At 54.5% G+C, this 16,047-nt stretch carries 15 protein-coding genes and 1 riboswitch; of the genes, 4 read left to right on the top strand and 11 right to left on the bottom strand.

The genetic code is table 11. The features are described from left to right. Positions 1 to 55: 55 nt before the first annotated feature. Both murI and btuB read right to left on the bottom strand, forming a co-directional pair. Positions 56 to 934 (bottom strand): glutamate racemase, encoded by an 879-nt coding sequence (gene murI, locus ACL2XQ_RS27185; RefSeq protein ID WP_410012679.1) that lies wholly within the window; start codon positions 932 to 934, stop codon positions 56 to 58. Beyond that, positions 879 to 2,756: a TonB-dependent vitamin B12 receptor BtuB gene (gene btuB, locus ACL2XQ_RS27180; protein WP_413739906.1), complete on the bottom strand. Its 1,878-nt coding sequence runs from the start codon at positions 2,754 to 2,756 to the stop codon at positions 879 to 881. The genes murI and btuB overlap by 56 nt, the downstream gene beginning before the upstream one ends. A gap of 69 nt (positions 2,757 to 2,825) precedes the next feature. Next, positions 2,826 to 3,015, bottom strand: a riboswitch (cobalamin riboswitch). Between the two features lie 132 nt (positions 3,016 to 3,147). Here btuB and trmA point away from each other — a divergent pair. Continuing rightward, positions 3,148 to 4,257, top strand: coding sequence for a tRNA (uridine(54)-C5)-methyltransferase TrmA (trmA, locus tag ACL2XQ_RS27175; RefSeq protein ID WP_410012681.1), 1,110 nt, complete (start codon positions 3,148 to 3,150; stop codon positions 4,255 to 4,257). A 159-nt stretch (positions 4,258 to 4,416) separates the two neighbouring features. Here the strand turns inward: trmA and ACL2XQ_RS27170 are convergent, their stop codons facing one another. From ACL2XQ_RS27170 to fabR, 5 genes are all read right to left on the bottom strand, one after another. Continuing rightward, positions 4,417 to 5,046, bottom strand: coding sequence for a hypothetical protein (locus tag ACL2XQ_RS27170; protein WP_413727395.1), 630 nt, complete (start codon positions 5,044 to 5,046; stop codon positions 4,417 to 4,419). A gap of 205 nt (positions 5,047 to 5,251) precedes the next feature. Beyond that, on the bottom strand, positions 5,252 to 5,767 hold the full coding sequence (locus ACL2XQ_RS27165; protein ID WP_410012683.1) for a hypothetical protein: 516 nt from the start codon (positions 5,765 to 5,767) through the stop codon (positions 5,252 to 5,254). 119 nt (positions 5,768 to 5,886) lie between these two features. Next, on the bottom strand, positions 5,887 to 6,405 hold the full coding sequence (locus ACL2XQ_RS27160) for a hypothetical protein (RefSeq protein ID WP_413729103.1): 519 nt from the start codon (positions 6,403 to 6,405) through the stop codon (positions 5,887 to 5,889). Between the two features lie 299 nt (positions 6,406 to 6,704). Further along, a complete protein-coding gene (locus ACL2XQ_RS27155) occupies positions 6,705 to 7,070 on the bottom strand; it encodes a YijD family membrane protein (protein WP_413729104.1) in 366 nt (121 codons plus the stop codon). A 5-nt stretch (positions 7,071 to 7,075) separates the two neighbouring features. Beyond that, positions 7,076 to 7,720, bottom strand: a complete 645-nt coding sequence (gene fabR / locus ACL2XQ_RS27150; protein WP_410012686.1) for an HTH-type transcriptional repressor FabR — start codon at positions 7,718 to 7,720, stop codon at positions 7,076 to 7,078. 210 nt (positions 7,721 to 7,930) lie between these two features. On the opposite strand from fabR, the gene sthA reads away from it, so the two are divergent. Further along, the gene (gene sthA, locus ACL2XQ_RS27145; RefSeq protein WP_410012687.1) at positions 7,931 to 9,331 is read left to right on the top strand and encodes a Si-specific NAD(P)(+) transhydrogenase; all 1,401 of its coding nucleotides are present in this window, start codon (positions 7,931 to 7,933) and stop codon (positions 9,329 to 9,331) included. Here the strand turns inward: sthA and oxyR are convergent. Beyond that, on the bottom strand, positions 9,314 to 10,231 hold the full coding sequence (gene oxyR, locus ACL2XQ_RS27140) for a DNA-binding transcriptional regulator OxyR (RefSeq protein ID WP_413739905.1): 918 nt from the start codon (positions 10,229 to 10,231) through the stop codon (positions 9,314 to 9,316). The two genes, sthA and oxyR, sit on opposite strands and share 18 nt — an antisense overlap. A gap of 149 nt (positions 10,232 to 10,380) precedes the next feature. On the opposite strand from oxyR, the gene ACL2XQ_RS27135 reads away from it, so the two are divergent. Next, positions 10,381 to 11,118, top strand: coding sequence for a glutathione peroxidase (locus tag ACL2XQ_RS27135; RefSeq protein ID WP_410012688.1), 738 nt, complete (start codon positions 10,381 to 10,383; stop codon positions 11,116 to 11,118). Between the two features lie 3 nt (positions 11,119 to 11,121). Here ACL2XQ_RS27135 and argH read toward each other — a convergent pair whose 3' ends face one another. The 3 genes from argH to argC all read right to left on the bottom strand — a co-directional run bounded on the left by argH (position 11,122) and on the right by argC (position 14,477). Then, entirely contained in the window at positions 11,122 to 12,495 is a 1,374-nt protein-coding gene (gene argH / locus ACL2XQ_RS27130; protein ID WP_413721813.1) for an argininosuccinate lyase, read from the bottom strand. A 177-nt stretch (positions 12,496 to 12,672) separates the two neighbouring features. Beyond that, on the bottom strand, positions 12,673 to 13,446 hold the full coding sequence (argB, locus tag ACL2XQ_RS27125; protein ID WP_410012690.1) for an acetylglutamate kinase: 774 nt from the start codon (positions 13,444 to 13,446) through the stop codon (positions 12,673 to 12,675). Positions 13,447 to 13,472: 26 nt separating this feature from the next. After that, positions 13,473 to 14,477, bottom strand: a complete 1,005-nt coding sequence (argC, locus tag ACL2XQ_RS27120; protein WP_413739904.1) for an N-acetyl-gamma-glutamyl-phosphate reductase — start codon at positions 14,475 to 14,477, stop codon at positions 13,473 to 13,475. Between the two features lie 220 nt (positions 14,478 to 14,697). Between argC and argE the strand changes: the two genes are divergently transcribed. Then, positions 14,698 to 15,849: an acetylornithine deacetylase gene (argE, locus tag ACL2XQ_RS27115; protein WP_410012692.1), complete on the top strand. Its 1,152-nt coding sequence runs from the start codon at positions 14,698 to 14,700 to the stop codon at positions 15,847 to 15,849. The last annotated feature ends 198 nt before the right edge of the window (positions 15,850 to 16,047 follow it).

The following is a 16,047-nucleotide window of genomic DNA, read 5'->3' as shown; positions in this document are numbered from 1 at the left end:
ACTTTCCCCAGCCTGACAAGTACTTATTTCACATATTGCGCCGACCGCTGAATTATCACACAACCGCAGGCTGCATCGGCAATTTTTCCAGCGAAACGAAGCCATAGCGCTGTAATACCGGTACCAGCTCCATGGCCTGCGGTGAAGCCACCAGGCAATAGGCCTGGTTCGCTTCCGTCGAATAAGCACCGTCGATTTCATGGGCGATAAGCCAGGCCGCGCGTTTGGCGATCGCTGAACCGGAATCCACCAGCCGGGTACCGTCCGGCAACACCGCTTTAAGCTCGTCGCCTAATAATGGAAAATGGGTACAACCAAGGACCACAGTGTCGGGCGGCTCGGGAAGCCGCAACCAGGGGCGCAGGATTTTCTGCAGCACCGGCAGGGCGATGGTTTCGCCATGAAGCTTGGCTTCAGCAAGCTCCACCAGCTCGGCGGATCCAAGCGTAATGATATGGCAATCCGCGGCGAATTTAGCGATCAGCTCATGGGTATAGCTACGGTGCACGGTGGCGCGGGTAGCCAACAGCCCGACGATACCATTACGGGTTAGCTTGGCGGCGGGTTTTATCGCCGGCACTACGCCGACAATAGGGCACTCAAACCGCTCGCGCAGGGCCGGCAGGGAAATGGTGCTGGCGGTATTGCAGGCGACAATCACCATATCAAGCACGTGCAGGCGCTGCACCGCCGCAACGATATTCACGACCCGCTGGACAATAAAGTCTTCCGGCTTTTCGCCATACGGAAAAGCCTCATTGTCGAATACGTAGATATAATGCGGGTCCGGCAACAGTTGCCGCACTTCATCATAGATAGATAAACCGCCCACGCCAGAGTCGAAAATCAGGATCGTGGGCCGTTTGATGTTGCTACCGTCAGAAGGAATAAGTTCCGGTGAGATAAAATTCTCGCTCTGCGGTCTGGTAGCCATAAGCCGTCTCATAGTCTTTGTCGAACAGATTGGCTATTCTACCACGAACCGTCAGATGGGGGGTTAGCGGATAAGAGGCGGCGATGTCCCACAAACTGACGCCGCCCATTCGCACCCGGTCATTCGTGTTGTAGTTGGTATCGTAACGCTCGCCGAGATAACGGTAGTTAAGCGACCAGTCGATATCGGCCACCTGCCAATCCAGCTGATATTTCACCTGCTGCTTGGCGCGTCGCGCCAGCACCTGATTGGTGGAGGCGTCGCGGGGATCGAGGTACTCCAGCGTCAGTTGATGCTGCAGCGGGCCGGTATAGACCGAGCCGGTCCATTCCACACCTTTGATCCGCGCCTTGCCGATATTCTTATAAGTGTCGTCGTTGGTGTCATAATCAATCAGGTTGTCGATATCATTGCGGTACGCCGAGACGCGCCAGGTCAGCGGGCCGGTCAGCCCTTCCACCCCGCCCTCCCATTGCTTGCTCTCCTCGGGTTTTAAATCTTCGTTGCCGCCAAAACCACTGTAAAGCTGACTCAGGTTGGGTGCCTTGTAGGCGGTGCCGTAAGACCCGATAAGCCGGTAGCCCTCAATGAACTCCCAGGCGGCGCTGGTTTGCCACGTGCCGTGCCAGCCGAACTGCGAATTATCATCACCGCGCACCGCGCCCTCGAGGGTAACCGGCCCGACAAGCTGCGAAGCGGTGGCGTAGATACCGGTATTGCGTTGCTCATAGCCGTCGGTAAGGTAACCGGTGCCTGGTTCGGTGGTCTGCTTTTGCCAGTCCACCCCAGCGCCTGCCGTGCCATGGCCTGTCTGCAGGGTATTGCTCCACTGCGCATTATACTGTTTGGAATCGTCAAGGGTGGCGGAGGCGGAATAGGGTCCATATTGAGGATCGTAGTTATAATCCTGAGTATGGTTATAGCTAAAGGACAGCTGCGACGCGTAGATCCCGTCCTGGTAACGCATGCCGGTATCGTAAGTACGGCTGTAGAGTTTACGGGTATCGGGCAGCGCGTCAAAATGATCAGGGTCGGTATAGGCGTAGCTGCCGTCATAGCCGCTGCGGTTGTCGTAGCCATAGGCGCGGGCAAAACCGCTGAACTGCTGGTTAAAGATATGATCAAGCGAGGCAAACAACGTTTTGCTCATAAAACCATCGCGGTCGGGCTGCGCGGGATCGCCATAGGTATCCGGCAGGTTGGCGCGCACATCAAAACCATGGGTATAGGTATAGTTGCCCGCAACGGTGGCGGTGGTGTCCTCTCCAAGCTGTTGCTGGGTGGAGCCATCATAGGTTTGATAGCCATGGGACCCTATGCCGGTGCTGAGGGTGGTGCCCGGCTGCTCGCGTGTGGTAATGATATTCACCACGCCGCCGATGGCGTCCGACCCATAGACCGCGGAACGCGGGCCGCGGATATATTCGATGCGCTGCACCAGGGACAGCGGAATCTGGCTAAGGTCGGAAGAACCTGAGATGCCGGCCTGGTTCAGCCTCACGCCGTCTATCAGCACCAGGGCATGGCTTGAATCGGTGCCGCGGATAAACAGTGAGCTTTGCTGCCCCAATCCGCCGGATTGGGCGATATCCACGCCCGGCAGACGGCTTAGCGCTTCGGCCACCGATTTGATCTGGCCGCGGTCGATATCGCTGCGGGTAACCACGCTGGTCGGTGCCAGTACGGTGGATATTGGCTGGGGAAAACGGTTGGCGGATACGACCATCATTTGCGCGGCCTGATCCTGGGCGCCGTCTTGCGCCCACCCGGAGAATGCCGTGACGCAGAGCGCCAGCAGCACGGTATTGTTAATCTTAGGCATTGCCATAGCATCCAAATGATAAAATAGGATGCCGCAGGTTCCATGTTTGATGGCTCGCGATAAACAGGGATATTGCGACAGAATACCGGCAGGTTTTCGGGCTTGGGATGCGTATAATACGCCAGGCGACGACTTCCCATCATAAAGACAGTGTCTGCTTGCGCGATCGCCCTGAAGTCCCCTTACCGCTGCGCGTCAGCTCCAGCTTTCCACTGGATTCCCTTTTAACTTACGAAAGACCGGACAATAATCCTACAATCAAAGAGATAAGCATGTCTATAGCACTAATAATCAAACTATTTATAAGCGCAACAACACTGGACATCACCGGTTTATCCCCTACAATCCCCCACAAAGTGGTACAAATAACGGATATTAGCGAGAGATCATCATGACCGACGAGACGTTACCCATTAGCGCGTATGAAACCCAACTGGCGGAAAAAGCCGCTCGACTGAACGCGATGATGGCGGCGTTTCAGGCGCCCGAGGCGGAAATATTCCGCTCGCAGCCCGAACATTACCGGATGCGTGCTGAATTCCGGGTCTGGCATGATGAGCAGGATTTGTATCATATAATGTTTGATCAGCAGACCAAGGACCGGATCCGCATCGATCACTTCGCCGCCGGCGGCGAACTGATGAACCGATTGATGGTCGCCATGATGGACGCATTGCGGCCATCGCCGATCCTGCGGCGCAAGCTGTTCCAGCTTGATTACCTGACGACCCTGAGCGGTGAAGCGGTGATTACCCTTATCTATCATCGTCCGTTAGACGACGAATGGCGCGAGCATGCGGGCGCGCTGCGCGATCATCTGAGGACGCAGGGTTTTGCGGTCAACCTGATTGGCCGCGCCACCAAAACCAAAATTTGCCTGGACCGTGATTATGTCGATGAGCGCTTGCCGGTGGCGGGACGGGAAATCATTTACCGTCAAATCGAAAATAGCTTTACCCAACCCAACGCCGCCGTGAATATCCAAATGCTTGAGTGGGCGCTCTCGGCCACTGAACCGGCACAAGGGGATCTGCTGGAGCTGTATTGCGGCAACGGCAATTTTTCCCTGGCGCTGGCGGGCAATTTTAACCGGGTGCTGGCCACGGAAATAGCCAAGCCTTCGGTGGAAGCGGCACAGTTTAATATCGCCGCCAATCGAATGACCAACGTGCAGATTATCCGCATGTCGGCTGAGGAGTTTACCCAAGCCATGCAAGGGGTGCGGGAGTTTACCCGCCTGAAGGACATCGACCTGGCAAGCTACCGCTGCGAAACCATATTTGTCGACCCGCCGCGCAGCGGGTTGGATGATGCCACCGTCAGGCTGGTGCAGGGGTATCCGCGCATCCTGTATATCTCATGTAACCCGGAATCGTTGTGCGGTAATTTGACAACGTTGGCGGAAACCCACCGTATCGAACGATTGGCGCTGTTTGATCAATTTCCTTATACCCGCCATATGGAATGCGGAGTGCTGTTAACCGCCAAAACGCAGCCATAGATCAATGGCACCTAAAATGAGGCTCTTACGCATGCTTCGTGCCCGCCTAGAGCCGCTGATCCCCCTTAAAGGATGTTTATTTGTCACTGTCATAGTCAATGCTGGTGACATTTCAGCTTGACCGACCGCCCCCGGGGTGCGGACAGCAAAGGCGCTGAACTAGCAATCGAAGCCTAAAGCGGTATCGTTTATTTTCATGAGACCGAGATAAAATAACGCACCCATAAAAAAACTGACCATGGACATCTTTAACATGCCAGGCTTATGATTAAACTGGTTATGGGCGGCTTGATAAACATAATCTATTACAAAGGCTGCAGCGCCGGCCATAAGTCCGGTCATGAAACAATTTACCAGCGTATTTTCAAATAGCTCGTGGCGCCACTGTTCTGTATCGCATCTCGTGCGGATTTCACTGCATATCTCCTTCAACTCTGCGCAAGACTTTTCCATCGCTAACGTTTTATCAATGTTAATCCTGCAATCTTGCAGCGGTTTCCAGCATCCTTCCAACTCAAGCTGGAAGTAGCATCGGTCGGCCCTTGCGGCTTTCAGGCTACCTAACAAATCATAAATTAACTTATTTGTTAATGATACGGTAAGCGGGATGGAAATCACCGATAAAGGATTAGAGCAACAAAACGCCGTGGCGGAATTGCAGGCACGTGCCAATTTCGTCATCAACTTAAAAAATTTGCTTGTCGTATTATTGTGATATTTATCGGCATGAGACACTTGGCTGTCCATCCCGGCATTATTCTTTTCTCGATTATTAATTTCAGGGTTCATATAATGATTCCTCGGCAAAGGGATTAAATGGCATAACGATGTAAAAAGACGAAAGCGCTGATAGACTATTTTCACAAATAAAGGTTAAACTCCCCGAAGCCGGTAATATCCCTAACAACCGCCCGGGTCGGTGCCTGCAAGCGGCAAAATTGATTCCGAAGTTAGCCGGTTCGCTTACAGTAGCCGCCTGACCAGATTAACTATCCTATTGGGTAATATTGTCCAGTTCAATGTCGATAAAGTTTGTATAAGCCACACCGGCTAAAGCGCCTACGATAAAACCAATTCCTACGGTATAAAAAACACTATCACGATGACGCAGCGGATCCGCACCACAAAATGATTTGCATGATTCTAGCGCACAGCCTGCGGCGAATCCCGCAGCGCCGCCGCCCAACATGCCGATGCTCAAACCCAGGCCCATGATTTTGCCTTTCCATTCCCTGACGTCCAGATGGGTAACGGGGGGCGGCTTGCTGATATTTTGGATTGAAACAGCGATAAGCCGTTGGGCGCCAAAGACGATACCTATTGCCGACGCGGCAGACAAAGTGACTACAGACAGGGTCTTGATAAAGGGTAAGGCGCTGTTGGCCGCGCCGCTAAATGATCTGGCAAAACGCGTAACGCCCTGACCGAAACCATTATCCCCCTGGCTAATCTCCTCTAAAGGGCAATGGGTTGTTGTGGTCGGCATTGTTGGGTCTGAGACAGGCATCATTAACTCCTATCAATACTAACTAATTTTCTATTACATAAAATCGATCCGAAGATAAACTGAAGGCTGATATTTCTACCTATCATCATAAGAATACCCCCCGCCATAGGCCTTTTTAAGAATCACAGATAATTAAGCGCACTTGAAAAGTGAGGGTACCATAACAAGCCTAGAGAGAAATAGAATAAGGCGACTATACAGTACATAGCTAATGGAACTCTAGCAATACGATTAAAATTAAATAACTTATTAATTAACGAGTTTATATTACCGAGCGTAAACCCAGCGACAAAACAAGCCGCCATGATACCCATACATAGCTTATAGTTGAAAATATTATACTGCGGATCATATATCTGCAAGCTGGTAGAACCCATAGGGGGTGCTTCATTTCGGTTGGTCACAATAGAAATTCCTCGGAAATAGCTATTTGCCGACAGCGCCGTGGACAGGGCAACCCCTGCTTTATAGCAAATTTTAGGTAGCGTCATTACAGCATTGTTGACCTGGACTAATGGCTGGGAAAACAGGGGGCGCGCAGAAAACTCATCGTCAGTCTCATCATCCGATGAAATATAAAAAAAATTGTCATGTATTATTGGATTACGCATAGTTATGTTGGAGAAATTCAAATTACACATAATTAACACCCTATTTTACTTGAAGTAAAACTTCATTTGCTTATATTTTACAAGGCTAACCGCAGGAAAAAACTTTACTATAAATACATAAAAAACAACAGGAGAGAATATCTTAATGAAAATTTTTGTATAGCGTTCAAAAGAATTAATAATTATACTTTTCTCTTTGATAAATTAGCAACCTTTGAGCATAGCGGAGTTCATTTTGTAAAACGACGGATTATACGTCATTTAAAAATAGCAGATGCGGTCTTCGCGTTCAGTATTGGCTATTGTTTAATAATCCAGGCTCAAGAAATTTATGAATCCCGTTGGATTTTGTCTAGCCGTTTCAATTTGCGCCCAATCCAGAATACCAGGACCACCATCAGGATGGCTGGAATAAAATTTGAGCCGATAACCGGGTATTCCACCCGGATAATAGCACTGTACATCAACAGGCCCAGCAGGAAGCTTGCCGCCGCCAGGGAAGGATAACCCTCCGGCATGGCGCAGTCGCGATAATGATGGTGCAGGCAGTATACCGACAGCACCAGCGAAATCAGCGGGAAGATGGAAAAAGGCACAATAGTGCTGAACAGGGCCGCGAAGGAGCCGTTAATGGATAAACCGGCAATCAGCGCCAATAGGAGCGTGCCTTTTTCACCCAGGGGTCGTGTCGTCATATTATCTACCTGCTTGCGTCAAAAGAGAGGGCGGTCGACTTTTCCTGTTCCCGGCGATACCAGTAAAACGCGCCCTTCGAAATCATGCGCAACTGAAGGACCAGCCTCTCTTCCAGCAGCCTGCGCTGATTGACGTCCACATCCAGCGCTTCCGCGCCGGCGTTAAAGACAATGATAACCATGGCCTCGGCCTGGGCTTCGGTGAAGCTGCGCGGCATATGGTTTTCCAGCTCGAGGTAATCGGCCAACTCCGCGATAAAATGCTGTATTTCCCGGGCGACGGCGGCGCGAAACGCCGCCGAAGTGCCGGATCGCTCGCGTAGCAACAGGCGAAAAGCGTTAGGGTTATTGCCGATAAACTCCATAAACGTGGCCACCGACGTACGGATAACGCTGCCGCCTTTAGCGATACGCTGGCGCGCCTGGCGCATCAGTTGGCGCAGCATCAGGCCGCTTTCGTCCACCATGGTAAGGCCCAGTTCATCGACATCGCGAAAGTGGCGATAGAACGAGGTGGGCGCAATGCCGGCTTCACGGGCTACTTCGCGCAGGCTCAGGCTGGCAAAACTACGCTCGGCGCTTAACTGGCTAAAGGCCGCTTCGACAAGGGAACGACGGGTCCGCTCTTTTTGTTGCGCTCTGACGCCCATAGTCCTGACCTGCCCCACATTACCGGTAAAAATGCCACTATATCAAAATTTGTTGCAACAGCGTTGATACAAACTGCGAATTTTGACGTAATGTTGTTCGCCGTAGGCGCCGGTGCCATAGACCAAGAAAAAAGGCCGTTAAGATTGGGATCTCCCGTCTACAATGTTACATTGACGTTGTGATTTTGTATAAATATAGGCTAAGCCGGTATGCAACCACAGTACGATTACGATGCCATTATCATTGGTTCAGGCCCGGGTGGGGAAGGCGCCGCCATGGGACTGACGAAACAGGGCGCCCGCGTCGCGGTTATCGAACGCTATAACAGCGTCGGCGGCGGCTGTACCCATTGGGGGACCATTCCCTCCAAGGCGCTGCGCCAGGCGGTTAGCCGGATTATCGAATTTAACCAGAATCCGCTGTATAACGGTAGTCAACATCTGCCGCGCGCCAGCTTCGCCGATATCCTGCATCACGCCGATAGCGTGATAAAACAGCAGATCCGGATGCGCCAGGGATTTTATGAACGTAATCAGTGCCGGATTATTACCGGCGACGCAACTTTTGTGGATGCCCATACCGTCAAGGTCCAGTATCCGGATAATACCGCCGAGCATTTCAGCGCGGCGCATATCGTTATCGCCTGTGGTTCCCGTCCGTATCATCCCAACGATGTCGATTTCACCCATCCGCGCATTTATGACAGCGATTCCATCCTGGATTTAAAGCACGATCCGCAGCATGTGATTATTTATGGCGCCGGCGTGATCGGCTGTGAATATGCATCAATCTTTCGCGGCATGAACGTCAAGGTGGATCTGATCAATACGCGCGACAGGCTGTTGGCCTTTCTCGACCAGGAAATGTCGGACGCGCTGTCATACCATTTTTGGGAAAACGGCGTGGTTATCCGCCATAACGAAGAATATGAAAAAATCGAAGGCACCGAGAATGGCGTGGAAGTCCACTTCCGTTCCGGCAAAAGGATGCGCGCGGACTGCCTGCTGTATGCCAATGGGCGCACCGGCAATACCGATTCGCTGTCCCTTGGCAACGTGGGACTGGAGGCGGACAGCCGGGGGCTGATTAAAGTCAACAGCATGTACCAGACCGCCCTGACGCATATTTACGCCGTCGGCGATGTTATCGGCTACCCAAGCCTTGCCTCGGCCGCTTATGACCAGGGGCGAATCGCCGCACAGGTGATCATCAAGGGCCAGGCCAATGTGCAGCTGATTGAAAATATACCCACCGGTATCTATACCATTCCCGAAATCAGCTCGGTGGGTAAAACCGAACAGGAATTAACGCTGCTGAAGGTGCCGTACGAAGTGGGACGGGCGCAGTTCAAGCATCTGGCGCGCGCGCAGATTGTCGGCATGAATGTCGGCAGCCTGAAAATCCTTTTTCACCGTGATACCCGGCAGATACTCGGCATCCACTGCTTTGGCGAGCGCGCCGCGGAGATCATCCATATCGGCCAGGCCATCATGGAGCAAAAAGGCGAAGGCAATACTATCGATTATTTCGTTAATACCACCTTCAACTATCCCACCATGGCGGAAGCCTTCCGTGTGGCGGCGCTGAACGGCTTAAACCGCCTCTTTTAAGTCGGTACCCATATAGGTCTGCATATGGGTGCGTATCGACTCGGCCAACTGCTCATAGCGGGCGCGCAGCGGTGAGCCGGGCCGGTAGACCAACGCCACGGTGCGTTTCGGCTCTGGTTTATAGCATTTCATATAACAGACGCCGTCACGCTTACGCTCATTAGGCACCGCCAATGCGGGCAGCAAGGTAATGCCGCTGCCGGCCGCCACCATGTTGCGCAGGGTTTCCAGGCTGGTGGCGCGAAAATGCGTATCCTCGTCGGCGCCGGCCTGGAAGCAGAAGCCCAGCGCCTGATCGCGCAGGCAATGGCCGTCTTCCAGCATCAACAGCTTCTCCCCCGATAAATCCGACATCGGCACACGTTCACGGTCCGCCCAGGGATGATCGGCATAAACAGCCAGTTGCATTGGTTCATCGAATAACGGGATTTCGATAAAAGCTTCGCTCTCTTTTACCAAGGCCAGGATGGCGCAATCGAGTTTGCCGCTGTCCAGTTGCAGCAGCAGTTGACTGGTCTGGGCCTCGTGCAGGTACATTTCCAGCTTCGGGTAGGTCTCATGCAGGGTGGGGATAATATGCGGCAGTAAATAGGGGCCGACGGTAGGGATCAGGCCGATATGCAATGGGCCGGACATGGACTCCCCCTGCTGGCTGGCCATCTCGCGCAGTATTTTCACTTCGCGCAGGACCGTGCGGGCCTGATCCACCAGCAGCAGCCCGGCCTGGGTGAACAGGACCTTACGGCTGGTGCGCTCCAGCAGCATCACGCCCAGTTCGTCTTCCAGCTTACGAATCTGGCCGCTCAGGGTGGGCTGGCTGACATGACTGGCATCGGCCGCCCGTCGGAAATGACGGTGCTCGGCCAGGGCCACCAAATACTCAAGATCGCGAATATTCATTAACATCCTCCGTGCCGCGATAGTTCGCGTCGATAGATAGGATAGCAATCAACGATTATCCCTATCAATAGTTAATCTTAATAATAATTCCCGCGCAGTATGACAAGCTGTTAAAGTCACTTTTTTCTTTTCTGTTAAGAGGTTCTTCAATGTTTAGTAGTCATGAAGGCAAGAAAGTCCCATCGGTTACTTTCCACACCCGTAAGGATGACAACTGGGTCGATATCTCTTCCGACGAACTGTTCAAGCATAAAACGGTTATCGTATTTTCACTGCCGGGCGCCTTTACGCCTACCTGCTCCTCCAGCCATTTACCGCGCTACAATGAGCTGGCCGGGTTATTCCACAAGCACGGCGTGGACAGCATCGTCTGTATTTCGGTTAACGATACGTTTGTCATGAACGCCTGGCAAGCCGACCAAAACGCCGAACATATTACCTTTATCCCCGACGGCAACGGTGAATTTACCCAGGGCATGGGCATGCTGGTGGAAAAAGCCGAGCTGGGATTCGGCCCGCGCTCATGGCGTTATTCGATGCTGGTACGCGACGGCGTGGTGGAAAAAATGTTTGTTGAACCGAACAAACCGGGCGACCCGTTCGAAGTTTCCGACGCCGATACCATGCTGTGTTACCTGGCGCCGGAATGCAAAGTCCAGGAATCCGTTTCGCTGTTTACCAAACCAGGCTGTCCGTTCTGCGCCAAAGCCAAGCAGATGCTGCGCGACAACGGAATCCAGTATGAAGAAATCTCATTGGGTAAAGACGCCACCACCGTCAGTCTGCGCGCGGTAACCGGCCGTTCCACCGTGCCGCAGGTGTTTATCGGCGGGCGCCATATCGGCGGCAGCGAAGAGCTGGAAGCATTTTTACTGCAACCGGCCTGACAGCTACGCCAAACGGTTTTTCGCCTCGGCAATGGCGGCCGCCACCTGCTGCGGCGACACGCCGCCTTTTGCCGAGCGTTTGTCCAGGCACGATTGCAGCGACAGGGCCGGATAAACATCCTCGCCAATAACCGGGCTGAACGCCTGCAATTCAGCCAGCTCCAGCGCTTCCAGGGCTTTGCCCTGGCCGATGGCCTCGACTACCGCCTCGCCGACGATATGATGCGCCTCGCGAAACGGGATGCCCTTGGCGACCAGGTAATCGGCCAGTTCGGTGGCATTGGCATAGCCCTGCTGCGCCGCCTCGCGGCAACGCGCACGCTTCACCTGTAGCCCTTCCAGCACCAGCGCGGCCATATGCAGGCAATCCAGCCAGGTATCCAGCGCATCGAACAGGCCCTCCTTGTCTTCCTGCATATCCTTGTTATACGCCAGCGGCAGCCCTTTCAGGGTCACCATCATGCCGGTAAGCGCCCCCTGGACCCGGCCGCACTTGCCGCGGATAAGCTCCAGCGCATCGGGATTTTTCTTTTGCGGCATCAGGGACGAGCCGGAAGTGACCCGATCGGACAATTCGATAAACGCCGCCTCGCCGCTGTTGAACAGAATCAGGTCTTCGGCAAAACGCGAGAGATGGACCATGCTGATGGCGGCATTGGACAGCAACTCCAGCACATGGTCACGATCGGACACGCTATCGAGGCTATTGCGCGTTGCCGTGGCAAAACCCAGCCAGCCGGCCAACTGGTCGCGATCGATGGCGTAAGCGGTGCCGGCCAGCGCCCCGGAACCCAGCGGGCTGACGTCAAGACGTTTTAGGGTGTCCCGCAGGCGGCTTTCATCGCGCGCCAGCATTTCGCCATAGGCCAGGCACCAATGGGCAAAGGTGACCGGCTGGGCGCGCTGCAAATGCGTATAACCAGGCATCACCGCGTCCTGGTTGACCTCGGCGGTGGCGACCAGCGCGGTTTGCAACTGGCGCACGGCGGCCAGCAGCTCGGACAGTTGCATCTTGCACCACAGCTTCAGATCGGTGGCCACCTGATCGTTGCGGCTGCGGCCGGTATGCAGTTTTTTGCCCAGGTCGCCGACTTTTTCAATCAGGCGCTGCTCCACCCAGCTATGAATATCCTCGGCGTCGCTGGCAAGGATGGACTCGGGCGCGGCACTCACTTCCTCCAGAAGAAAAGACAGGGCTTCCTCCAGGCGCAGCTGTTCCTCCGCCGTCAGCACACCGACGGTAACTAGCGCTTTCGACCAGGCCACCGAGCCGATAATATCCTGCTCCGCCAGCCGGTAATCAAAGCGCAGCGAGTCGTTAAATGATTTAAACCGCTGATCCGCCGCCTGGCTGAACCGTCCGCCCCAAAGTGCCATAACCGTGCTCCATTATTTTTTTTGCCGGCGCGCTCGCCGCCGCGCGCCCATGCCGAATGATGAGGGGACGCCGGAAACGGCGCTCCCATGGAAATGCTGCTGAACCTGCGCCAGGCCCCCCGGATAGCCATGCGGCCGCGCACGTTATCTTACCCAGCCGGTATCCCGCCGGCAACGTCAGGCCAGGATGCGCGTGCCGATGGACTCGCCGTTAAACAACGCCGGCAGTTGCTCCGCATGCCGCCAGCCGGCGATGTCCACCGGACGGCCCAGCGTGCGGGCCGCATCCAGCGCCGCGTTGACTTTTACAATCATGCCGTCGGTAATGATCCCCTGCGCTATCAGCTGCTCCGCTTTATGGGCGGTCATTTCGGCAATGCGCTGGCCTTTGCCGTCGAGAATGCCGCTGACATCGGACAATAAGATCAGATCGGCCCCCAGGGTGGCGGCCAGCGCGGTGGCGGCCTGGTCCGCATTGACGTTCATCAGCCGGCCGTCGGCGGTAATGCCGATAGAGCTGATAACCGGCAGGTAACCGGCGCCAAGCAAGGTATTTAACAACGCCGGCGAACCCGGCTGCGCCTTGCCGACATGGCCGAGTTTCTCATCAAGCGTTGTAACATCGACGCTATTGCCGTCGCCCAGGCATAACCCGACCGCCGGGATGGCATGTTTTTTTGACCAGGCCAGCAGGGTCTTATTGGCCGTGCCGGCCAGCGCGCCGGTGATGATATCAATCTGATCCGCCGGCGTAACCCGCAGGCCGTTGACCTTGGTCACCGGCAGCGCCAGTTTTTTCATCAGCTCGTCCACCAGGCAACCGCCGCCATGAACAATCAGCAACGGGCGTTGATGCTGCGCGCGATAGCTGTCCAGCGCCGAAAATAAACGCTCCAGCGCCTCTTCGCTATCGAGTAACACGCCACCCAGTTTTATAATTAACGGATTCATTATTTTTATTACCTCGTCGCCAGCCGTTACAGCAGCGCCTGCGTTTGTGCAAAACCAAAGCGGATATTAGCGCATTGTACTGCCTGCGCGGCCGCTCCTTTTAATAAATTATCTTCGGTGGCCACCACGATTAAATGCTCGCCCTGCACCGCGAAGCCAATATCGCAAAACGGCAGTCCCACTACCGCCTTCAGCGCCGGCACGCCTTTCTCATACAACCGTACCAGGGGTTTATCGTGATAGGCGTTATGATAGGATTCGGCCACATCGCCCGCCGTCACGCCCGCGTTTAAGCGGCAGGTGATGGTGGCCAGGATACCGCGGGCAAAATTGCCTAAATGGGGGGTAAATATCACCGGGATGCCAAGATGGGCGGCGATTTCCGGCTGGTGGCGATGGGTAAATATGCCGTAGGGTTGCAGACTGACCTCGCAGACGCTGGCGGCAAGCGACGCTTTCCGGCCAGCGCCGCTGACGCCGCTGACGGCGTTGATCACCGGCCACTGGGCGCCGTTAAGCAGACCGCCGTCGACCAGCGGCTTGAGCGCCAGCTGGGACGCGGTGGGATAGCAGCCCGGCACGGCAATCAGCTGGGCCTGCTGCAACGCCTCGCCCTGCCATTCCGCCAGGCCGTAGACCGCCTTCGCCAGCCAGTCGGCATGCTGGTGTTCAAAACCATAATACTGGCTGTAGAACGATGCCTGATTGACGCGGAACGCGCCGGAGAGGTCGAACACCACGCAGCCGGCGGCCAGGAATACCGGCGCTAGATCGTGGCTGACCTCATGGGCGGTGGCGAGAAACACCACATCCACCGTTTTCGCCAGTTCAGCGGCGTCGGTCAGGGGCAGCAGTGGTAAATCGACCACTCCCTTAAGCTGGGGATGCAGTTCGGACAGTAATTTCCCGGCATCCGCACTTTGCGCTGAAACCGCCAAAGCGGTTATGTTCATATGCGGGTGACGGTTGAGATAGGCCGCAAGCTCAGCTCCGGCGTATCCGCTGGCACCAACAATCAGCGTATTCAGCATGACTTTTGTTCACCTTCTTGATTTGCTATCACGACGAGAAGGGATCTCCAGCAACTCTTTGTCGCCTAAGTCGTCGCTTAAGCAACTATTCGCTGTTCACCCGCGAGGTCAAGCGTAGTAGTCTGGTAAGTATCCGTTTACTTTACGCTCAACGTTAGTGTATTTTTATTCACTATTATTGCATGAATATTGATACTATCCAAACTAAAGGCTGTCAACAGTGAAGACAAAATTACCCCCGTTTATGGAGTTGTACCGCGCCCTGATCGCCACGCCGTCCATCAGTGCCACCGACAGCGCCCTGGATCAAAGTAATCAGACCTTAATCAATTTGCTGGCGGGGTGGTTCACGACGCTGGGTTTCCAGGTCGAAATCCAGCCGGTGCCGGGCACGCGCAACAAATATAATATGCTGGCCCGTATCGGCAGCGGCGCCGGCGGCCTGCTGCTGACGGGGCACACCGATACCGTCCCGTTTGACGACGGACGCTGGACACGCGATCCCTTTACCCTGACCGAAGACAATAATAAGCTGTATGGCCTGGGCACCGCCGATATGAAAGGCTTTTTTGCCTTTATCCTCGACACGCTGCGCGATATCGATACCAGCAAGCTGCAAAAGCCATTATATATCCTCGCCACCGCCGATGAGGAAACCAGTATGGCGGGAGCCAGCTATTTCGCCCAGTCCAGCGAGCTGCGCCCGGATTGCGCCATTATCGGCGAACCGACCTCGCTGCAGCCGGTGCGCGCCCATAAAGGCCATATTTCCAATGCGGTGCGTATCCAGGGCCAATCAGGCCACTCCAGCGACCCGAGCCTGGGCGTTAACGCTATCGAACTGATGCACGAGGCCATTTCCCACCTGATGATACTACGCAATACGTTGCAGGAACGTTACCATCACCCGGCCTTCGACATCCCCTACCCCACCATGAATTTCGGCCACATCCACGGCGGTGATTCCGCCAATCGCATTTGCGGCTGCTGCGAGCTGCATATGGATATCCGCCCGTTGCCCGGCCTGACGCTCGGCGACCTGGACGGGTTATTGACCGAGGCCCTGGCGCCGGTAAGCGCGCGCTGGCCGGGACGGTTAACCATTACCGCCCTGCATCCGCCCATCCCCGGTTATGAATGCCCGGCGGACCATCGTCTGGTGGCAGTGGTGGAGACGTTGCTGGGCGTCAAAACCGATGTGGTCAATTATTGTACCGAAGCGCCGTTTATCCAGCAGCTGTGCCCCACTCTCGTCTTGGGCCCGGGATCGATAAAACAGGCGCATCAGCCCGACGAATATATTGATACCGCCTTTATTAAACCGACGCGGGAATTAATTTCCCAAGTGATACGACATTTCTGCCTGCAATGATCATCGCTGACTTTTTGTCCTTTGCCCCAGACTTCGCGCGCCTGGCCCCGTATGAAAGGCGCGGCCAGGTTTATGGCGATAAGTATTTCTTATAATCATTACATGTTGTTAACTTTCAAGAATTGACGCGATTTTAATGTTATATGGCGTGAATTGATGTCATTTGACGAATGAATGGATACATGGCTAGATAACGGT

Origin of the sequence: Sodalis sp. RH14, from assembly GCF_047324285.1 — a bacterium.
Classification (GTDB): domain Bacteria; phylum Pseudomonadota; class Gammaproteobacteria; order Enterobacterales; family Enterobacteriaceae; genus Acerihabitans.
The sequence above is the reverse complement of the archived record's forward strand: the minus strand, read 5'-3'. Positions and strand labels throughout refer to the sequence as shown.